Annotated in this window: 17 protein-coding genes and 1 riboswitch; of the genes, 10 read left to right on the plus strand and 7 right to left on the minus strand. The window is 58.6% G+C overall.

What is annotated here, in order from left to right; translation table 11 throughout:
- Nucleotides 1-9: 9 nt before the first annotated feature.
- Together sdhA and sdhB are read left to right on the plus strand one after the other, a co-directional pair.
- Nucleotides 10-1,767: a succinate dehydrogenase flavoprotein subunit gene (gene sdhA / locus C6W55_RS12505; RefSeq protein ID WP_015255554.1), complete on the plus strand. Its 1,758-nt coding sequence runs from the start codon at nt 10-12 to the stop codon at nt 1,765-1,767.
- Nucleotides 1,768-1,773: 6 nt separating this feature from the next.
- A complete protein-coding gene (gene sdhB / locus C6W55_RS12510) occupies nt 1,774-2,538 on the plus strand; it encodes a succinate dehydrogenase iron-sulfur subunit (protein ID WP_286892879.1) in 765 nt (254 codons plus the stop codon).
- 65 nt (nt 2,539-2,603) lie between these two features.
- Here the strand turns inward: sdhB and C6W55_RS12515 are convergent, their stop codons facing one another.
- From C6W55_RS12515 to C6W55_RS12530, 4 genes are all read right to left on the minus strand, one after another.
- On the minus strand, nt 2,604-2,912 hold the full coding sequence (locus C6W55_RS12515) for a winged helix-turn-helix transcriptional regulator (protein ID WP_286892880.1): 309 nt from the start codon (nt 2,910-2,912) through the stop codon (nt 2,604-2,606).
- Between the two features lie 76 nt (nt 2,913-2,988).
- A complete protein-coding gene (locus C6W55_RS12520; protein ID WP_286892882.1) occupies nt 2,989-3,600 on the minus strand; it encodes a C40 family peptidase in 612 nt (203 codons plus the stop codon).
- A gap of 281 nt (nt 3,601-3,881) precedes the next feature.
- Nucleotides 3,882-4,691 carry a histidinol-phosphatase gene (locus C6W55_RS12525; protein ID WP_286892884.1) on the minus strand — a complete coding sequence of 270 codons (810 nt, stop codon included), beginning with the start codon at nt 4,689-4,691 and terminating at the stop codon, nt 3,882-3,884.
- 33 nt (nt 4,692-4,724) lie between these two features.
- Complete coding sequence (locus C6W55_RS12530) at nt 4,725-5,627, minus strand: LysR family transcriptional regulator (RefSeq protein ID WP_286892886.1); 903 nt, start codon at nt 5,625-5,627, stop codon at nt 4,725-4,727.
- Between the two features lie 209 nt (nt 5,628-5,836).
- Here C6W55_RS12530 and C6W55_RS12535 point away from each other — a divergent pair, with 209 nt between their 5' ends.
- Nucleotides 5,837-7,135 carry an MFS transporter gene (locus C6W55_RS12535; RefSeq protein ID WP_286892887.1) on the plus strand — a complete coding sequence of 433 codons (1,299 nt, stop codon included), beginning with the start codon at nt 5,837-5,839 and terminating at the stop codon, nt 7,133-7,135.
- 106 nt (nt 7,136-7,241) lie between these two features.
- On the opposite strand, the gene corA is transcribed toward C6W55_RS12535, so the two are convergent.
- Nucleotides 7,242-8,177, minus strand: a complete 936-nt coding sequence (gene corA / locus C6W55_RS12540) for a magnesium/cobalt transporter CorA (RefSeq protein ID WP_286892890.1) — start codon at nt 8,175-8,177, stop codon at nt 7,242-7,244.
- A gap of 440 nt (nt 8,178-8,617) precedes the next feature.
- Nucleotides 8,618-8,724: riboswitch (SAM riboswitch) on the plus strand.
- Between the two features lie 111 nt (nt 8,725-8,835).
- Between corA and metA the strand changes: the two genes are divergently transcribed.
- The 4 genes from metA (at nt 8,836) to C6W55_RS12560 (ending at nt 13,079) form a co-directional block, all read left to right on the plus strand.
- The gene (gene metA, locus C6W55_RS12545; protein WP_015255545.1) at nt 8,836-9,753 is read left to right on the plus strand and encodes a homoserine O-acetyltransferase MetA; all 918 of its coding nucleotides are present in this window, start codon (nt 8,836-8,838) and stop codon (nt 9,751-9,753) included.
- A 99-nt stretch (nt 9,754-9,852) separates the two neighbouring features.
- Entirely contained in the window at nt 9,853-11,013 is a 1,161-nt protein-coding gene (locus C6W55_RS12550; protein ID WP_286892891.1) for a PLP-dependent transferase, read from the plus strand.
- 6 nt (nt 11,014-11,019) lie between these two features.
- On the plus strand, nt 11,020-12,228 hold the full coding sequence (locus C6W55_RS12555) for a MalY/PatB family protein (protein WP_286892893.1): 1,209 nt from the start codon (nt 11,020-11,022) through the stop codon (nt 12,226-12,228).
- Nucleotides 12,229-12,554: 326 nt separating this feature from the next.
- Entirely contained in the window at nt 12,555-13,079 is a 525-nt protein-coding gene (locus C6W55_RS12560) for a hypothetical protein (protein WP_286892895.1), read from the plus strand.
- A gap of 47 nt (nt 13,080-13,126) precedes the next feature.
- On the opposite strand, the gene C6W55_RS12565 is transcribed toward C6W55_RS12560, so the two are convergent.
- Both C6W55_RS12565 and C6W55_RS12570 read right to left on the minus strand, forming a co-directional pair.
- Nucleotides 13,127-14,731 (minus strand): response regulator, encoded by a 1,605-nt coding sequence (locus C6W55_RS12565; RefSeq protein WP_286892907.1) that lies wholly within the window; start codon nt 14,729-14,731, stop codon nt 13,127-13,129.
- Nucleotides 14,732-14,733: 2 nt separating this feature from the next.
- Nucleotides 14,734-16,530: a sensor histidine kinase gene (locus C6W55_RS12570; RefSeq protein ID WP_286892896.1), complete on the minus strand. Its 1,797-nt coding sequence runs from the start codon at nt 16,528-16,530 to the stop codon at nt 14,734-14,736.
- A gap of 235 nt (nt 16,531-16,765) precedes the next feature.
- Between C6W55_RS12570 and C6W55_RS12575 the strand changes: the two genes are divergently transcribed.
- The 3 genes from C6W55_RS12575 (at nt 16,766) to C6W55_RS12585 (ending at nt 19,935) form a co-directional block, all read left to right on the plus strand.
- A complete protein-coding gene (locus tag C6W55_RS12575; protein WP_286892898.1) occupies nt 16,766-18,130 on the plus strand; it encodes an ABC transporter substrate-binding protein in 1,365 nt (454 codons plus the stop codon).
- A 71-nt stretch (nt 18,131-18,201) separates the two neighbouring features.
- A complete protein-coding gene (locus tag C6W55_RS12580) occupies nt 18,202-19,083 on the plus strand; it encodes a carbohydrate ABC transporter permease (protein ID WP_286892901.1) in 882 nt (293 codons plus the stop codon).
- 243 nt (nt 19,084-19,326) lie between these two features.
- Complete coding sequence (locus tag C6W55_RS12585; RefSeq protein WP_286892902.1) at nt 19,327-19,935, plus strand: carbohydrate ABC transporter permease; 609 nt, start codon at nt 19,327-19,329, stop codon at nt 19,933-19,935.
- The last annotated feature ends 9 nt before the right edge of the window (nt 19,936-19,944 follow it).

A 19,944-nucleotide genomic window follows, 5' to 3' on the forward strand; every position in this document is an offset into this window, starting at 1 on the left:
GATCGAATTATGGCCAAGAACAAAATCATCGTCGTCGGCGGCGGGCTCGCCGGTCTGATGGCGACCATCAAGGCGGCCGAAGCGGGCGTGCACGTCGACCTCTTCTCGCTTGTACCGGTCAAGCGTTCCCACTCCGTGTGCGCGCAGGGCGGCATCAACGGCGCGGTCAACACGAAGGGTGAAGGCGACTCGCCCTGGGAACACTTCGACGATACGATCTACGGCGGCGACTTCCTGGCGAACCAGCCGCCGGTCAAGGCGATGTGCGAAGCGGCGCCGGGCATCATCCACCTGATGGACCGGATGGGCGTCATGTTCAACCGGACGCCGGAAGGGCTGCTGGACTTCCGCCGGTTCGGCGGCACGAAGCACCACCGGACGGCTTACGCGGGCGCGACGACCGGCCAGCAGCTGTTGTACGCGCTGGACGAACAGGTGCGCCGCTGGGAGGTTGCCGGCCTCGTGACGAAGCACGAGCACTGGGAGTTCCTCGGCGCGGTGCTGGATGACGAGAATATCTGCCGCGGCATCGCGGCGCAGGATCTGCGCTCGATGGAGATCCACATTTTCCGTTCGGACGCCGTCATCCTGGCGACGGGCGGCCCGGGGATCATCTTCGGCAAGTCGACGAACTCGGTCATCAACACCGGCACGGCGGCGAGCGCCGTCTATCAGCAAGGCGTCTACTACGCGAACGGCGAGTTCATCCAGATCCACCCGACGGCGATCCCGGGCGACGACAAGCTGCGGCTGATGTCCGAGTCGGCGCGCGGCGAAGGCGGACGGATCTGGACGTACAAGGACGGCAAGCCGTGGTATTTCCTCGAGGAGAAATATCCGGCTTACGGCAACCTCGTGCCGCGGGACATCGCGACGCGCGAGATTTTCCACGTGTGCGTCGACCTGAAGCTCGGCATCAACGGCGAGAACATGGTGTACCTCGACCTGTCGCACAAGGATCCGAAGGAGCTTGACGTCAAGCTCGGCGGCATCATCGAGATCTACGAGAAGTTCATGGGCGACGACCCGCGCAAGATTCCGATGAAGATTTTTCCGGCCGTCCACTACTCGATGGGCGGGCTGTGGATCGACTACAACCACATGACGAACATCCCCGGCCTGTTCGCGGCCGGCGAATGCGACTATCAATACCACGGCGCGAACCGGCTCGGCGCGAACTCGCTGCTGTCGGCGATCTTCGGCGGCATGGTGGCCGGTCCGAAGGCGGTCGAGTACATCCGCGGGCTGGAGAAGACGGCCGAGGATCTTCCGTCGACCCTCTTCGACCGCGAGCTGAAGAAGCATCAGGACAAGTACGAGTCGATCCTGAAGCTGGACGGCACCGAGAACGCCTACCAGCTGCACAAGGAACTCGGCGAGTGGATGACGAACAACATGACGGTCGTCCGCTACAACGACAAGCTGCGCGAGACGATAGCCAAGATCAAGGAACTGAAGGAGCGCTACAAGCGCATCAACATCAACGACACCTCGCGCTGGAACAACGCCGGCGTCGCCTTCACCCGCCAGCTGTGGAACATGTTCGAGCTGGCCGAGGCGATGACGGTCGGCGCGCTGCTCCGCGATGAAAGCCGCGGCGCGCACTACAAGCCGGAGTTCCCCGAACGGGATGACGAGAAGTTCATGAAGACGACCAAGGCGAAATGGACGCCGGACGGTCCGGAGATCACCTACGAGGACGTCGACGCGTCGCTCATTCCGCCTCGGAAACGCGACTACACCACCGACAAGAAGAAGGGGGCGTGACGGACGATGGCGGAAACGATGACGGCACAGAAGACGGTCAGATTCATCATCACACGGCAGGACAGCCCGGATTCGAAGCCGTACACGGAGACGTTCGACATTCCGTACCGGCCGAACATGAACGTGATCAGCGCGCTGATGGAGATCCAGCGCAATCCGGTCAACGCCGAAGGCAAGAAGACGACGCCGGTCGTCTGGGAGTCGAACTGCCTGGAGGAAGTGTGCGGCGCCTGCTCGATGGTGATCAACGGCAAGCCGCGCCAGGCGTGCACCGCGCTGGTCGACAAGCTGGAGCAGCCGATCCGGCTGGAGCCGATGCGCACCTTCCCGGTCGTGCGCGACCTCGTCATCAACCGCGAGCGGATGTTCCAGGCGCTGAAGCGCGTGAAGGCGTGGATCCCGATCGACGGCACGTACGACCTCGGTCCCGGTCCGCGCATGGCGGAGTCGAAGCGCCAATGGGCCTACGAGCTGTCGCGATGCATGACGTGCGGCGTCTGCCTCGAGGCGTGCCCGAACGTCAACGAACGTTCGAGCTTCATCGGACCGGCGCCGATCTCGCAGGTGCGCCTGTTCAACGCCCATCCGACGGGCGAGATGAACAAGGAAGAGCGGCTCGAAGCGCTCATGGAAGACGGCGGCATCGAAGGCTGCGGCAACTCGCAGAACTGCGTCCGCGTCTGCCCGAAGGGCATTCCGCTCACGACGTCGATCGCGGCGGTCAACCGCGACGTGACGAAGCACATGTTCAAGAAGTGGCTGAACGCCTGATCGAGGTATCCGAATACAACGAAGAACGCCCGGAATGTTCCGGGCGTTCCCTTTTTTACCGCATGTTACATCCATTCATCGCTCCAACGCCGGATCGACTGGATGACCGGTTCAAGAGCCTTGCCTTTGGGGGTCAGTTCGTATTCAATCCGCACGGGCATCTCGGGATAGACGCTGCGTTTCACAATGTCCTGCGCCTCGAGCTCCTTCATGCGGTCTGTCAGCATTTTATCGCTCATATCCGGTATGAGTTCCTTGATTTCCTTGAAACGTTTCGGTCCGCCGAGCAGCACGTAGATGATGAGGCCGGTCCACTTCTTGCCCAGAATCTCCGCTGCCGACTCGTATTTCGGACACATCCGTGAGTAATCCACCGGATTCACCCCGCTTTGCAATCTTATTGTACCACGACGGATTGCAAAAAGTAAGGGAATCCGGGCGCAATGGCGCTCAGGAGAGCTTCATGGCGCGGACCGCGAAGGGCAGGGACGCCGTGTGGACGGCGGAGCCTGAGGCGGCGATTCTGCTCCAATGCGTGCAATATTCGCGCAGATCGCCGCGATACACGAGCTCGAGCCGCGGCGACGATTCGAGATCGCACGGCTGCGTCAGCGCCGGCGGCTTGCGTGTAAGCGGCGCGCCCGCCGCGGCGAACAGATGCGCGACGAACTGCGAGCAGAAGAACTTGTCCGGCCGGCACCATTCGACGCCGGCGGCGACCGCAAACAATCCGGCCAGGTTGTAGCCGTAGCGCGAAGACTCGCGCCGGAACCGATCGAGCTCGGCCAGCAGCCTGGCATAGGCGGTGCGGCCAAGCCGGCAGCGGTAGATGGCGCAGGGCGTGTAACGGCTGCGGCTGCGGATCAGGCTGCCCCACACCTGCTCGCGGACGAATCCGGCCCGCAGCGGGTTGTTCGGATGCAGCCGCCCGAAGCTGTACACTTCGTCCAGATCCGGGTCGAGCGCCAGCGAAGCGTGATTGAGAGGTCTTCCGGTCCAGCATCGGATGGAGCGGGAAAAAAGCGTTCCGGTATCCGTGAAGAGGACGTAAACATCAGGCATGGTCTCATCACCGCGTCCGTTTTTTTCCCATTCTAGCCGGAAGTCGGCCGCCGGAGAACGCCCCAAGGTATGGAATCGGACTGGACCGCGGTATGAGCGAAAAACCGGACTTCAGTCGGAAGGAGCAGAAGCAAATCTTACGGATTTGTTACAAGAATGAAATGATCCTGTCACGGACCTTTTACATTCGGGGGTTATGATAATGGCAAGACCCCCTTTTCAATATACCCTGATTGGGACCGGCCGAACGCGGCAGGTCTCCTTTTTTTGTGCTTGCATGCTCAGAGCGGCACGGCGACGCGCTCTTTGCGGCGGAAGAAGACCCATTCCTTGAAGCCGATTTCCTTCAGCCGGCTGCGGACGCGGTCCCAGTCTTCGGCGATTCGCCCGGGGCGATGCGAGTCAGAGCCGAACGTCACGTCGACGCCGAAATGGCAGGCGCGCTCGAGGATGTCGTCCGACGGATACCAGCCGCCGCACAGTTTCGTGCCTCCCGAAGTGTTCACTTCGATGGCGACGCCGCATCTCGCGATCGTCTTCAGTGCGTTGTCAATTGCTTCGGCCGCCGGAATGTCGGAGAAGTCCGGATAGTTGCCCTTCATCGCGTCGATGTGGCCGAGGATCTGGAACATGCCGGATTCCGCGGACAGGGCGATCATTTCGTAATAATGGACCTTCTCCCCGATTCGCCGTTCCATGGGCAGCCCTTTCCACCGATTCTTGTTGAAAATGCTGACGCCGCGCGTAAAGTGGACGGATCCGATAATGTAGTCGAACGGATAAGGCTCATAGGCTTTGCGGTAGATGTCCGCGTATTCGGGGAAAAAATCGGATTCGACGCCGAGCAGCACTTCGATCCTGTCCCGGTATTTCTCCTTCAGGCGCAGCACTTCTTCGACGTATGCGGCAAATTCGCTGCGGGGCATGGCGACGCGGGGGTTCGGGTGGTCTTCCGCATGGGCGAAGTATGGCGAATGGTCGGAAATGCCGATGACGTCCATGCCGGCCTCGAGGGCCGCCCGGATGTAGTCTTCAATGTCCCCTTCCGCGTGGCCGCAGCGGCTGTGATGCGTGTGCAGGTCGAAACGCACGCTAATGTCTCCTCCTTCGCGAATCAGCGGCAATTATTCGCTGCTGATGAATTGGTCTTCCGGCATGCCCTTGAGGTCGCTCAGGAATTGCTTCATGGCCGAGCTCAAGTACCGTCCTGCCTTGTACACGACGCCCACCGGATGGGTCGTCTCGAGCTCGCTCACCTTGATCAGGCGGAGCGTGCCGCGCTTCAGCTCCTCCGTGACGGACAGCTTCGACACGATGGCTGCGCCCATGTTGATTTCGGCCATCCGCTTCACTTCCTCGCTGGAGGACAGCTCCATGACGATGCGCGGCTCGATGTTGTACTTGCGGAACATCTGGTCGACGAACCGGCGGATGAGGGTGTCCGGCGTCAGCATGACGAACGGCACGTCCTTCAGCTTGTCGACGGTCGTGTACTTTACGTCCGCAAGGGGATGGCCAGGCGAGACGACGAGTTCGAACGTGTCGTAATACAGCACCGAGGTCACCAGGTTCGGGTTCTGTTCGGCCAGATACGTGATGCCGATGTCGATGGTGCCGTTCTCGACGTTCGCCATCACTTGCGCAGACGGCATGGAGTAGATCGTGGTCTTGATGCGCGGGAACTGGTTCTGGAAATAGGACAGGACGCGGGGAAGAATCTGCATCGCGATGGACGAGGTGGTGCCGAGCACGATGTTGCCCTGCGGCGTCTCGCTTAAGTCGGCCAGCCGCTGCTTCAGCTCTTCGACGATCGCGAGTATCCGTTCAGCGTGCTCCAGGAACACCCGCCCCTGGTCGGTCAGCGTCACCGGCTGATTGCGATCGATCAGAACGGTCTTGAATTCATCTTCCAGGCTCTTGATCTGGGCCGATACGGCCGGTTGTGTCAGATTGAGCAGTTCACCCGCCTTGCGGAAACTCATCGTCTTGGAGATCGTCAGCAGCGTCTCCAACTGGCTGATGTTCATGTGCAGTTCCCCCCTTCGCGCAAAGTAAAATTGTAACGACACTCACCATTTTATTATAGGGGATCGTTTTCCCGGGGGCAATTTTTGCCGGAGGTTGATTTTGCCGGACGCAATCTGCGGCGTGAGGCAGGATTGAGGGCGGCGGCGTCGAACTGTAAACGGGAAGCAGCGGCCTGACGCGTGTCAACGGCCGCGGGAAAGGGGATGCCATGAATCAACGTCAAGTCCGGGCCTGGGTGACATACGACTGGGCCAATTCCGCATTCGCCACCACCATGATGGCTGCCGTCATGCCGGTCTTCTATGAAAGCGTTGCCGGCGCGGGTCTGGCGGAAGGGGTGGCTGCTTCCTATTGGGGATACACGCAGACGATCGCCATGCTGTGCGTCGCGCTGCTGTCGCCCGTCCTCGGCGCGATCGCGGACTACCGCGGATCGAAACTCCGCTTTCTGTCCGTCTTCGCCCTGGTCGGCGCGCTGTCCTGCCTGGCTTCCTTCTTCATCGGGGAAGGCGACTGGCTGACCGCTTCACTGCTCGTCATTCTCGGCACGATCGGTTTCTCGGGGGGCAACACGTTCTACGACGCGCTGCTTGCGGACCTCGTGCCGGAACGGGAACGGGATGTCGTCAGCGCAAGGGGATACGCGTTCGGCTATCTGGGCGGCGGCCTGCTGCTCGCGCTCAATATCGCCATGATCGAAGGCTGGTCATTTTTCGGTTTTCCGGACAAGACGACGGCCACCCAGACCGTATTCGTCACCGTCGGTGTCTGGTGGATCGTCTTCTCGCTGCCGCTGCTGCGCGCGGTGAAGGACCGGCCGGCGAACCGCTCGGTTCCGATTCTTGCCGTCATCCGCACCGGCTTTCAGCGCAATCTGGCGACGCTGCGCCGCGTCCGGCAATATCCGGAGCTTTCGAAGTATATGCTGTCCTACTGGTTCTTCAACGACGGGATCAATACGATCATCGTCATGGCGACGATTTACGGCGCATCGATCGGCATCGGCACGACCCATCTGATTATCGCGCTGCTCATAACGCAGTTCGTCGGCTATCCGTGCACGCTCCTGTTCGGCCGGCTGGCGGTGCGGCTCGGCTCCAAACAGGCGCTGTACCTGTCGCTATGCCTCTATGTGCTGATCGTCATGCTGGGCTATTTCATGACGACGGAGATCCATTTCTATGCGCTTGCGATCATGGTCGGGCTTGTACAGGGCGGCAGCCAGGCGGTCGCGCGCTCGATATACGCGAACCTGACGCCGCCGCCCAGGAGGGCCGAGTTCTTCGGCTTCCTGAGCCTGTCGAGCAAATTCTCAGCCAGCGCCGGCCCGTTCCTGTTCGGGCTTGTCGGCACGCTGACGGGCTCCGTCCGGCTCGGCATTCTGGCCGTGCTTGCATTTTTCGTCATCGGCATCCTGCTGCTGATGCAGGTCAATTTGAACAAGGGGCGGGAGGAAGCGCTCGCCGGAGAGAACGGGGACGCGGGCGGAGCCGCAATTTCGGCGTGAGAGCCTGTGTCAAGGCGGATTGAACATCTGCAGGAGGACCGGTTGCGCCTGATACGACAAGGGCTTGCACGGATGATGCGTTCATCCGCGCAAGCCCTTCGCTCATTTACAGCCAGTTCTTCTTCCGGAACAGGTAGAACATGCCGAAGCCGACGACGAGCATCAGGCCGAGCAGCCCGTAGGCCGCCCATCGGTAGTGCGCTCCCGGCAGGTTGTCGACGTTCATTCCGTAGATGCCCGTAATGAACGTCAGCGGCATGAAGATCGTCGTCAGCGCCGTGAAGACGCGCATGATCTCGTTCGCCCTTCCGGCCAGACTCGATTGGTACGCTTCGCGCAGGTTGCCGATCAGGTCGCGGTAGGTGTCGAACGCTTCCGCGATTTTGACGGCGTTCTCGTGAATGTCCCCGAAGTAGTGCTGCAGCTGATTGTCGATCAGTTTCAGATCCCGCTTGTTGAGCGCGTGCAGCAATTCCTTCTGCGGCCCGAGCGCCTTGCGCAGCCACAGTATTTCGCTTCGCAGGTTGATGATCTCCTCGAGATGGCTCTTCTTCGTATGCATCAGGATGTCTTCTTCCAACTGGTCGATCCGCGTCTCGATCCGGTCGCCGACGAGGAAGTAGTTGTCCACGACCCGGTCGATCAGATGATAGAGGAAGACGTCCGGCTGATCGACCTGCTCCTCCAGCAGAATCGGTTTCACCGACCGCAGCTCGTTGATCTTCTGCCGCGTGACGGTGATGATGTAGTGCCGGCCGAGAAAAATGTTCAGCGCCCGCAGGAAAATTTCCTCGTCGTCGAAACGGATGCTGTTGATGACGATAAAATAATGCCCTTCATGCACTTCCAGCTTCGGCCGCTGCTCCTCTTCGCTGAGGCAGTCCTCCACTTCGAGATCGTGCAGCCCGAACAGCGGCTGCAGCGATGCCAGTTCGTCGACGTGGGCGTCAATCCAGTAGAATCCTTCGCTCGGCGGCGACACCGCTTCGCGGACGTCTTCGATCAGCGTGAAGACGCCTTTGCGCACCAGTCTCGTTTTCATTCCGCTCGCTCCTTTTCCGCAGGTTGAGGCGTCCCGGGGGAACGCCGGTTGCCGCCGGAAGCGCGCGGATGAAACGTCAGTCCATGACCGATGCGTCCGGACGGACGTTCCGCGCCGCGGATTCGGATCCGGCGGCGTAACCGATATGCTTCATGTGACATATATCCGGTCCTTCACTGCCCATTCTGCCGATTCCGCCTCCTTTGCGCGATCTGCCGCCGGACAGCATTCGTCCGGGGTGTCAATCCTTGTCTAGTATACTCCCGGCCAAGCCTCCGATACAAGCGGAAATCTCGGACCCGGGCGGGTCAGAAGGGAAAATGGGCTTGTCCGCGTTTCGAAGCCCGGCGCGGCGGGCGCAGCGCCGGATTTCTTGACGCCGCAAGCGGAATACGCTAAAGTATAGATAATCAATTTCAGACACAACCGAATAGACCACTTTCTTATCAAGAGCAGGCGGAGGGACTGGCCCGATGAAGCCCGGCAACCGGCGTTCAGCACGGTGCTAATTCTTGCGGAAAATGTGATGTTTTCCGAGAGATGAGGAAGGCGGGTGACTTTAGACATTCGGCCCTTTCTCGATCGGGAAAGGGCCTTAAACATGCCGCCAAGATGCGCTCCGCGACAGTGGTCGAACCGATTGAAGGAGTGATCTGCAATGCCGATCAAGGTGCCTGACAATCTCCCGGCCAAGGAGATTCTGGCTGAAGAGAATATCTTTTTCATGGACGAGACTGTCGCGTTCCACCAGGACATTCGTCCGCTCCGCATCGCCATCCTGAACCTGATGCCGACGAAGGAGACGACGGAGACGCAGCTGCTTCGCCTGATCGGCAACACGCCGCTGCAGGTCGAGGTGGTGCTGCTTCATCCGAAGACGCACGTGTCCAAAAATACGTCGGCCGAGCATCTGGCGACATTCTACAAGACGTTCGACGAGATTTCGGCCCAGTATTACGACGGCATGATCATCACCGGCGCGCCGGTCGAGCATCTGCCGTTCGAGGAAGTCGATTATTGGGAAGAATTGAAGGCGATCATGACCTGGTCGCGCCGCCACGTCACCTCGACGTTCCACATCTGCTGGGGCGCCCAGGCGGGGCTGTACCACCATTACGGCATTCCGAAGTACCTGCTGCCCGAGAAAGTGTTCGGCGTCTTCCCGCACACGGTGACGAAGCGGAACGTCCCGCTGCTGCGCGGGTTCGACGAATTGTTCTACGTTCCGCAGTCCCGCCATACGGAGGTGAGGCAGGAGGACATCGAGAAGGTCGGCGATCTCGAGATTCTGTCGAGCTCGGAGGAATCCGGCGTCTACATCGTCGCATCCAAGGACGGCCGGCAGATCTTCGTGACCGGGCATTCGGAATACGATCCGCTGACGCTCAAATTCGAGTACGAACGCGACAAGGCGAAGGGGCTCCGGATCAACGTGCCGAAGAACTATTTCCCGAACGACGACCCGACGCGCATGCCGCTCTCTTCGTGGCGTGCGCATGCCAACCTGCTGTTCTCGAACTGGCTGAACTACTACGTTTACCAGCAGACCCCGTACGAGCTGGGAGCAGGCATATAGTCATCCGTGTCGATCGCAGAACGCCGTCTCGGGCTCCGGCACGGCCTGGAGTCGTGCGGCGACTTTTTCAATCAAAACATGATTAAGGAGCTCTGAATGATGAGAATTGAAAGCCGTTTGGCGCAAATCGGCTCGGCCAAGGAGCCCGTCACCGGGGCGGTCAGCTATCCGATCTATCAGGCCACCGTATTCCGTCATCCCAAACTCGGCCAAAGCACAGGTTTCGATTACGCCCGGACGAAAAGCCCGACCCGCAAGGTGCTGGAGGAAGCGGCGGCCGAGCTGGAATCCGGCGACGCCGGGTTCGCCTGCAGCTCGGGCATGGCGGCGCTGCAGACGATCTTCGCGCTGTTCTCGCAGGGCGACCACCTGCTCGTGTCGCTCGACCTGTACGGCGGCACGTACCGGCTCATCGAGCAGGTCATGTCCCGCTTCGGCGTGACGGCGTCGTACCTTGATACGAACAACATCGAAGCGCTCGAGGCGAACCTGAGACCGGGCAGCACGAAGGCGGTGCTGGTCGAGACGCCGACGAATCCGCTCATGATGATCACCGATCTGGCGCGGGTCAGCGAGTGGGCGAAATCCCGCGGGCTGCTCGTCATCGTCGACAACACGCTGCTGACGCCGTTCTTCCAGCGGCCGCTGGAGCTCGGCGCGGATATCGTCATCCACAGCGCGACGAAATATTTGGCCGGCCACAACGATGTGCTCGCCGGACTGATCGTGACGAAGGGCAAGGAGCTGTCCGAGCGGATGGCCTTCCTGCACAACTCGATCGGCGCGGTGCTCGGCCCGCAGGACTCCTGGCTGCTCATGCGCGGCATGAAGACGCTCGCGCTCCGGATGGAGCGCCATCAGGCGAATGCGAGCCGCATCGCCGAATTTCTGCTGGAGCATCCGCTTGTCACGGATGTGTATTATCCGGCGCTGCCGCACCATCCGGGACATGAGATCCAGAAGCGGCAATCGTCGGGGAATACGGGCATTTTCTCGTTCAGGTTGAAGGATCCGCGCCTCGTCGAGCCGGTGCTGCGCCACGTGAAGCTGATCGCGTTCGCGGAGAGCCTCGGCGGCGTCGAATCGCTCATGACGTATCCGGCCGTCCAGACGCACGCGGACATTCCGGAGGAAATCCGGCGCGCGGTCGGCGTGGACGACCGGCTGCTCAGGCTGTCGGTCGGCATTGAACATTGCGATGATCTGATCGAAGATCTCGGACAAGCATTGGAGCAGGCAGCAAGAGAGACGGAGGTATAAAAACGCATGACGGACGGACTCAGGTACGATTTTGATCGGATCATCGACCGGCGCGGCACATCGTCGCTGAAATGGGATCAGCTCGGAACGCTGTTCGGCGGCGAAGATGTGCTGCCGCTGTTCGTCGCGGACATGGATTTCGAGGCGCCGCGGGAAGTCGTCGGGGCGATCGTGGAACGGGCGAAGCGCGGCATCTACGGCTATACGATCCGGACCGACGGGTACTACGAAGCGGTTACCGGCTGGCTGAAGCGCCGGCACGGCTGGGCGATCGCGCGCGAATGGCTCGTGTCCTCGCCCGGCGTCGTGCCGGCGCTCGCCGCTGCGATCCACGCCTTCTCGGAGCCGGGCGACGGCGTCATCCTGCAGTCGCCGGTCTATTATCCGTTCTACGATGTCATCCGCGCCAACGGCCGGACCATCGTGGACAATCCGCTGCGCATCGAGGACGGCGTCTACCGGATCGACTTCGATTTGCTCGAGGAGCAGGCGAAGCGCGCGAAGCTGATGCTGCTCTGCAGTCCGCACAATCCCGGCGGCCGGGTCTGGACGGCGGACGAGCTGAAGCGAATCGGCGACATCTGTCTGAAGCACGGCGTTATCGTCGTGTCCGACGAGATCCACCACGATCTCGTCTTCGCGCCGCACAAGCATGTGCCGTTCGCCAGCCTCGGTCCGGAATACGCGGAGCGCTCCATCACGTGCATCGCGCCGAGCAAGACGTTCAACCTCGCCGGGCTGCAGGCCGCGGCGGCGATCGTGCCGGGCGCCGAGCTGCGAAAGGCGTATCTGCGAACCGCCCGCCTCGGATTGTCGATCCATATGGACAGCTATTTCGGCGTGACCGGCATGGAGGCGAGCTACCGGTACGGCGAGCCATGGCTGAAGCAGCTGCTCGTCTATCTGCGGGAGAACCGGGACGCGCTCATCGCGTTCATGGAAGAGCGCCTGCCGGAGCTGCGGGTCATGAAGCCGGAGGCGACCTACCTCGCGTGGGTCGACTGCCGCGCGATCTCGGACGATCCCGCCGAACTGAAGAAACTGATGTACAGAGAAGCGCGTGTCGCGTTCAGCGAAGGATCGGTGTTCGGCAAGCAGGGAGCGGGCTGGCTGCGGATCAACTTCGGCTGTCCGCGCGCGGTGCTGCTCGAGGCGCTCGAGCGGTTCGCCGAAGCGGCGCGCCGGCGCCGGTTGGACGCGCGCCGGTCCACGTAGTGCATTTCTGCACCATATTCGGACGGTTTTGCGAGATGGCGGCGAATAGAGTGCAAATCTGCACCAGATCAAGCCGTTTCGGGGTTTGGTGAGCAAATATGGGGCATATATGCACTACATTGCAACGGGTGTTAGAGTAAAATTAGCGTTGGGGTAAAGATTGGAAAAAGCGGACATAGAAAGAGAGCCTCTCCTTTGGTAGAGTGGAATTTGGCAAAAAAAAACACCCTCAAAGGAGGAGGCTCATTCAATGCGAACAAATGTACGATTGTGTTGCGTAATTTTCTCGATTCCATGTGTCCAATCTATTGACAGAGGTCCAGTATGTGAACCACAACCAATGGGTGGACACGTTCGGCGTTTTTCATATGGATCGCGCCCGCGAGAAGCGGGTGGCCGGCCGCATCCGGCGGGACTACCGCTATATTCTGGGGGAGCGTTCGGGATTGGCGTCGCCCGAACCAAGCGTTCCCCGGTTCCGGACGCTGTGGGAAAGCGGAGACCTTCCCGCCGCGTTGGACGGTCAAGGATGCTGGCGACTCGCCTGGGATTCTCCGGTGGACGCCTCGTTGTACCCGTTTGTGCAAATCGACGTGGAGGTTCACGGGGACGGCGCGGCATTCCGCGTGGCGCTGCAGGATGCCGGACAGCGCGCATGGTCGGCGGAAACCGGGAAGCTGCCCGCCGGTACCCGATATCCCGTGTATGTGCCGCTTTGGGAGGCGGAAGGGCTTGATGTCCGGCAGTTGACCTCGCTCGCCGTGCAAGGGGATGCGGGCCGGAAGCTGTTCATCCGCTCCGTGAGGTTGACCCTGTCGGGCGCGGACCGGTGGACGCCGCTGGCGGAGTGAATCTCCGGCACGTTCGCCGATTCCGTCTTCGCCGTTTTCGTCCGAATTTAATGCGCAGCGCCAAGACGTTCGGCGTTTTTCCTGTACTGCATCGGCGTCAGTCCCGTCCATTTTTTGAACGTGGCGCTGAAGTGTTTCTCATCCTGGTATCCGACCAGTTTGGCGACCGCAAACACTTTCAGGTTTTGCGCCAGCAACGGTTTGGCCCGTTCGATCCGGTACTGGTGCAAATAGTCGAGAAAATTGACGCCAAGCTCCTGTTTGAACAGCGTGCTCAAGTAGCTGGCGGATACAAACGTTTCCCGCGCGACCGACTCCAGGGTCAGATTGGTGGCATATCTGGCGTGAATGATGTCCAGCGCCGCCTGCACGGTTCGGTGCAGCGCGGTTTCTTTTTTCAAGGACTCCACGATGTTTTGCACGATTTTTTTCAGAATCATGGACAATTCGTCAAACGTTTGAACTTGCGGCAGCTGTTCCGTCCAGTTCACCATCGTGTCTTTCCACGGGAATGTACGGACCGGCAATTGTTGTGTAATCGATTTCAATTCGACGATAAAAGCAGTCGCTTTTAGGTGGATTTTGTCCCGGTGGGAAGGAGCGACCGAGCGAACGCATTCGAGCCATTGCTCGACGCCGTCCAACAAGCGGGCATATTCGCCGTTTTGCAAGCAGGCCTTGATATTCGCTTCCAGTTTCGCCAGGGTGTCATCATCCCACAGCGTCTCCTGATCGCCGGATGACCGGGTTCCCCGATAATGGTAGATGCCGCCAATCCCTTGGTAAAAGCGGGATTTGAGCGCTTTTTCTGCCTGTTCATAAGACCGTTGCAACGTTTCGATCGTAGGTTGCCGTTCGCCGATGCCGAAACTCGTTTCCAGTTTGAGAAACGCGCGAAGTTGGCGCTGCGCTTTCCGCAGCGTCTCCTCAAGGCGCTGCTGCTGCAAGCCGTCACAGTTGCCGACCCATACGACCGCATGCTCCGTGCGGAACGTTTCCAGCCCGGCGACATACACTTCCGACAGAATTTCGGCGATAATGTTTTCCGCCGCGTATCCGATCAGTTCCCAGTCGCCAGAGGTGTAGCGATTCTCCATCGCGCGGCGTTCAAAACGGGCGATGCCCGCCTGGATGGATGTATAGGCCAACCGCATCTTCAGATCGGCCATGATCTTTTTCCGGTCTTCCAGCGGTTTGCCGGAATAGCGGCACCAAGCGGAAAGCGCGCGTTGTTTGGCGTAAGGCAAATTGGGGTCCGTACCGTTTTGCGACTGCCGTTTTTTCAACCGATCGATCACTCTGGCGACGGATGCCTCCAATTCCTGGGGACGGCACGGTTTCAGCAAGTAATCCTTGATTCCAAGCGCCAACCCTTGCCTGGCGTACTCAAAGTCTCCGTATCCGGACAAAAGGATGGTATCAAAATCAAGCTCCTGTTCCCGGGCGCGCCGGATCATTTCCAGTCCGTCCATGTGCGGCATCCGAATATCGGTGATCACCAAACCGGGCGATTCCCGCCGAATCATGTCCAGCCCTTCCACCCCGTTGGCGGCCGTTCCGCAAAGCACGAGGCCGTACCGTTCCCAGTCCAGCAGATGTTGCAACCCCTCGCGAATCGTGTCCTCGTCTTCCACGATCAGAAATTTGATCATGATCAGCCTAACTCCTTTGGCAGAGGAAGATGTATGATGACCCGCGTTCCGTGCCGCGGGACGCTTTGCACTTCTATACACCCTTTTTCCCCGTATTTCAAAGACAACCGTTCCTGAATGTTCAGGAGCGCCCAACCGATCCGTTGCCCTTCCGGCGCGGGACCCCGCCCTTTTGGCCCGGAACTTTGCAATGCGTTCAACAGCGCCGCGAGTTTATCGGCCGGAATTCCCGCCCCGTTGTCCTGCACTTCAAGATGCACGCCCGATCTGTCGCTGTACGCACGAACCTGCACAAACCCGTTTCCGCCCAAGGGCTCGATGCCGTGGATGACCGCGTTTTCGACCAACGGCTGAATCGACAGTTTCGGAACCGGCACTTCGAAAAGCGATGGCGGAACATCCAGTTCGAACGCAAAGCGCGGCTGAAAACGGGCCTGCTGGATCGATAAGTAATTTCTGACCAATTCCAGCTCGTCGCGGAGCGGGATCAGATCCCGGCCGTCGCTCAAACTGAGCCGGAACACCTGGGAGAGCGAATAGACCATGTCAGCCAAATCGTGCTGCCCCCTCTTTTGCGCGGTCCAGCAAATTGTATTCAGTGTATTGTAGAGAAAATGAGGGTTCACCTGCGCTTGTAGCGTTTTCAATTCCGCTTCCCTGAGCCGAATTTTGGATTGGTAAACATCGTCGATCAGTTCTTTGATCCGCTGCACCATAATGTTGTAACCCCGCCCGAGCTGCGCCAGTTCATCCTTTCCGCGGACGGGCACCTGCTGGGTGAAGTCCCCTTTCTGCAGCGCCTTCATGGAAATCAGCAGTTTGCCGATCGGTTTCACCACGGTTGAGGACAACCAGCCGGCCATGATGACGCCGAACAGGAAGCAGACCAGGGTGGTGGCAATGGTGAGCAGGCGGATTCTTTTGATATCCTCCAGCAACAATTCCTTGCGCTGAATGACAACCGTCGTCCAACCGTTGTCCTCCGACCGGCTTTCCGATACGATCCATTGTCCGGTTTCCCGGCGGGCGGATTCCAGCAAAGGCCAGGTCTCCGCCATCTGTCCCGCCGCGCCGTTGTCCGTCGATGTCAGGATTTCCCCCTGCTTGCTCACTAAAAACACTTCCGCGCCGTTGGAGAACGCGGGGTCGATCGTTTCGCGGAATTTTTGTTCGTCGATGCCCAGGATCAAGATGCCGATGTCCCGAAAGGTGGAGCTGTTTTTAATGATTTTCGCAAAAATGATTTTATTGTGGCTGTCCCCGACAAACAGTTTGTCATTCCGGTTGAGATACATCCATACGCCTTGTTTGTGCCGTAACACCTCCGCGTAAAACGGGGTTTGGCGGAACAGACGATACGGCATGGCGCTCGTGATGCCGGTCTGATTGATCGCAAACGGCTCAAACTCGTCCTCCATGTCATCCAATTTATATAAAATCATTGATTGAAACGAATGGTGAGTCACCATGATCGACGAGAACTGACGGAAGGCGGTTTGGCGATAATCGATAGAGAAACCGCTTTCATCAGCGAGCAGATGATCCGCAATGTTGGACAGCAATAAATAATCGGTGAAGTCTTTCGCGGATTGCGCCATGTAGTCGAACTGGACGATGGCTTTCCTGGCGAGGTTGTGCTGTTCCAGGGAAACTTTGCCGATCAACTCGCGGGAAGCGATTTCAAATGAAAAGAAACCGAAAGCGACGATAATCCCCAACAATACGGGAGTGAAGGCGACGATGAGTTTATGGCGCAAAGAATAAATCGGCAAATTTCGCCTGAACCGTCGGCCTGTCACCTGTTTTCGCCTCCAGGATCGCGCGGCGATCGCGCGGCGATTATATGTTGTATTGTAAACGGCGCTCGCGTTACACGCAATTCGATTATATTTCAATTCAGCGGAGCATGGGATGGTTTGGCGCAAACATTGAAAAAATGACGACGTTTTTGAAAATTTAACGCCTTAAATTGGGAATGCATCGTCCACTAAGATCAAATTGCAGCACTTCATTCCCATTGCAGAGGTGATCAACATGAAAAAAGGGCCGGTCGCATTTATGGCATGCATCTGTTTGCTGCTCGTACTGGCCGGATGCGGTTCCAATTCCCAAAGCGCCGACAACGGCAACACCGGAGCAACGGAAACCGCACAGCCCGACAACAGCGCCGCGAACGGAGGGGCGACGGAGGCGGACACCATTACCCTCAAGCTGTTCACCGCCCTGGCCGACCGTTCGAACGGGGCCGGCAAGGTGGAGCAGCAAATCATCGACAATTTCATGAAAGAACACCCGAACGTGAAAATTGAAGTGGAAGCGCTTCAGGATGAACCTTACAAGAACAAAATCAAGGTGTACGCCGCCTCGGATTCTATGCCGGATATCATGCAGGTGTGGGGTCAACCGGTGTTCATGAACCCGCTGATCGACGCCGACCTGCTTTTGGAACTGGATCCGAACGATTTTGGCGACAAAAAATTTGTTCCGGGGGCGATGGACGGATTTTCGAAAAATGGAAAGCTATACGGCCTGCCGCGGAACACCGACTTTTTCGTCCTGTTCTATAACAAGAAAATATTTGCGGACAACGGCGTGAAAACGCCGGCCACGCTGGAAGAACTGAAAGAAGTGTCGCAGCAGCTTCGCGCCAAGGGGATCAACCCGATCGCGGTGAACGGGATGGACGGGTGGCCGCTGCCGATCTGGTTTGAATACGCGCTTCAGCGGGAAACCGGAGACTTTGATTTCATGGACAGAGCCATGAGCGGAGAAGCTTCATTCAACGATCCCGCCGTCGTCAACGCGGCGAAATACATGCAGGAACTCGCGCAGGAAAAAGCACTCGCCGATGGCTTTTTGACCGCGGATTACGGCGCCGCGCGCAATTTGTTCGGGCAGGAGAAAGCGGCCATGTATTTGATGGGAGCGTGGGAAGCGGGCCTCGCGACGGACGAGAACTTCTCCGAAAGTTTCCGCCAAAACGTCGGCGCCCTTCCTTACCCGGCCTCGGACAAAGGAAAACTTACCGATGTCGCGGCCTGGTTCGGGGGCGGCTACGCGGTCAGCAAAACGACCAAACATCCCGAAGAAGCGGTCGCTTTCCTGAAATATTTCTTTGACCCGCAAAACTGGGCGAAGCTGATGTGGCAGAGCGGCGCCGGATTCCCGGCGCAGCAGTTCGACGAATTCCTGACCGGTGAAGAAACGAACCTGCAAAAAGATCTAATCGGCATTTTCGGCTCGATGACATCGTCCAGCAATACGCCGGTGCTGGATACGTCCACGGACAAGTTCAAACAGGATATCATGAGCCTGCACCAAAAATTGCTGTCTGGCAACATCAGCCCGGAAGAATTCGCCAAGCAGCTCGACCACGCGGCGGCGGAAGCCCGGAAGTAGACCGAAAAAACATAACGATGGAGGGGGTGGATATACGCCGCTCCTTCCATCGTTGGGAGTGGGAGAACTTCATGCACAAGCTGATGAGCAGCAAACGTACCGTATTTTGGCTCGTCGCTCCGGGAGTCGCGTTGTTTTTGACGATGGTGTTTGTCCCGGTGGTCATGAGCGCTTACTACGGTATGACAGATTGGAACGGAATCGGCGATTATCGGATGGTCGGGCTGGAGAACTACGTACGGGCGCTGCTTGATCCGATTTTTTGGGATTCGTTATGGCATGCGATCCTGCTCGCCTTGGCCACCGTGTTGTTGCAGCATCCGGTTGCCATTCTGCTGGCGATTCTGATCACGCATTGCGGAAGATGGGAACGTGTTTTTCGAACGATTTACTTTATCCCTGCCGTCATTTCCGTGGTGGTCGTGGCTAAACTTTGGCAAGCGATCTTCCACCCCAATTTCGGACTGCTGAACAAAGGGTTGGAACTGGCCGGTCTGGGCGCATGGAAACATGACTGGCTCGGCGATCCGGACACCGCGATCTGGGCCATTATCGTCACGGTCATGTGGCAGGGGTTCGGTTACGCGCTGCTGCTGTACTACGCCGGGTTGCAAGGGATTCCCAAAGAATTGTATGAAGCGGGAAAGATCGACGGCGCGGGCACGGTCAAACTGTACACCAAAGTCATCATCCCGCTGCTCTCCCCCATGATGCGGGTGGCGATCACGATCGCGGTGATCACTTGCCTCAAGCAAATGGAAACCGTGTTCCTGATGACGAACGGCGGGCCGTTCGACAGCACGCAATTTCTGGGCAACTATTTGTACAAAACGGCTTTCTCCTCGTCCCTGTACGGTTACGGGAACGCCCTCTCGGTGCTGTTTGTCGTGTTCTGCCTGATCCTCACGGTGCTGTTGAACAAGGCGCTGAAACGAGACGTGGGGGAGTTTTGAGGGATGAACGCGAATCAGAGAAGACGGTTGGCGGGATTGGCAAGAGGAACGCTGTTTCTGTTCACCGGAGCGATCGCGCTCGCGCAGCTTTTTCCTCTCATTTGGCTGATCGACTACTCTTTCATGAAAAGCGGGGAGTTTTTCGGTCCGTCATTTCTGAAATGGCCTGCCGAACCGCAATGGAAGAACTATGTTGATGCGTTTACGTACGGCAGAGTGCCGCGGTTTTTTTTGAACAGTTTGATGGTGACGACGGCGTCTGTCCTGCTGGCCGCGGTGTTATCTCTGACCATGAGTTACGCGTTCACCAGAATGGAGTGGAAATTACGCGGGGCGACGATGAATATGATTCTGATTGGCATGATCATTCCGATTCACGCCACGTTGCTTCCGACTTTCATTCTGTTCAAGAACGCGCACATGCTCGATCATCCGCTGTCGTTGATCATTCCTTACACCGCGTTTTCCATTCCGATCAGCATGTTCATTATCAGCGGGTTTTTGGAAACGACGCCGAGAGCGATCGAGGAATCGGCGGTCATCGACGGCTGCGGGGTGTACGGCATGATTTTCCGTATTGTGCTCCCGATCGCCAGACCGGCCATCGCAACGGTGTGCGTCATGAACTTTATCAGCTGGTGGAACGAGTTTATCATGGCCAACACGTATTTGACTTCCGAGCATTTGAAAACGTTGCCGTTTTCCATCATGAAATTCACCGGCGAGTATTCTTCCAACTACGGCGCCCAGTTTGCGGTGATGACGATCATCGCCGTTCCGTCGGTGTTGATGTATCTGTTGTTTACGGAGCAGATCACCAAAGGCATCACGGCTGGTGCCGTAAAGGGATAACAACGTCAA

The sequence above is a fragment of the Thermobacillus sp. genome (assembly GCF_003390775.1).
In the GTDB taxonomy this organism is placed as follows: domain Bacteria; phylum Bacillota; class Bacilli; order Paenibacillales; family Paenibacillaceae; genus Thermobacillus; species Thermobacillus xylanilyticus.

Excerpts from the sequence above, each read along its gene's own strand:
- sdhA (WP_015255554.1), top strand. The coding sequence starts at position 10 with ATGGCCAAGAACAAAATCATCGTCGTCGGCGGCGGGCTCGCCGGTCTG.
- sdhB (WP_286892879.1), top strand. The coding sequence starts at position 1,774 with ATGGCGGAAACGATGACGGCACAGAAGACGGTCAGATTCATCATCACA.
- C6W55_RS12520 (WP_286892882.1), bottom strand. The coding sequence starts at position 3,600 with ATGCCTGATGTTTACGTCCTCTTCACGGATACCGGAACGCTTTTTTCC.
- C6W55_RS12530 (WP_286892886.1), bottom strand. The coding sequence starts at position 5,627 with ATGAACATCAGCCAGTTGGAGACGCTGCTGACGATCTCCAAGACGATG.
- C6W55_RS12535 (WP_286892887.1), top strand. The coding sequence starts at position 5,837 with ATGAATCAACGTCAAGTCCGGGCCTGGGTGACATACGACTGGGCCAAT.
- corA (WP_286892890.1), bottom strand. The coding sequence starts at position 8,177 with ATGAAAACGAGACTGGTGCGCAAAGGCGTCTTCACGCTGATCGAAGAC.
- metA (WP_015255545.1), top strand. The coding sequence starts at position 8,836 with ATGCCGATCAAGGTGCCTGACAATCTCCCGGCCAAGGAGATTCTGGCT.
- C6W55_RS12550 (WP_286892891.1), top strand. The coding sequence starts at position 9,853 with ATGAGAATTGAAAGCCGTTTGGCGCAAATCGGCTCGGCCAAGGAGCCC.
- C6W55_RS12555 (WP_286892893.1), top strand. The coding sequence starts at position 11,020 with ATGACGGACGGACTCAGGTACGATTTTGATCGGATCATCGACCGGCGC.
- C6W55_RS12565 (WP_286892907.1), bottom strand. The coding sequence starts at position 14,731 with ATGATCAAATTTCTGATCGTGGAAGACGAGGACACGATTCGCGAGGGG.
- C6W55_RS12575 (WP_286892898.1), top strand. The coding sequence starts at position 16,766 with ATGAAAAAAGGGCCGGTCGCATTTATGGCATGCATCTGTTTGCTGCTC.
- C6W55_RS12580 (WP_286892901.1), top strand. The coding sequence starts at position 18,202 with ATGCACAAGCTGATGAGCAGCAAACGTACCGTATTTTGGCTCGTCGCT.
- C6W55_RS12585 (WP_286892902.1), top strand. The coding sequence starts at position 19,327 with ATGGTGACGACGGCGTCTGTCCTGCTGGCCGCGGTGTTATCTCTGACC.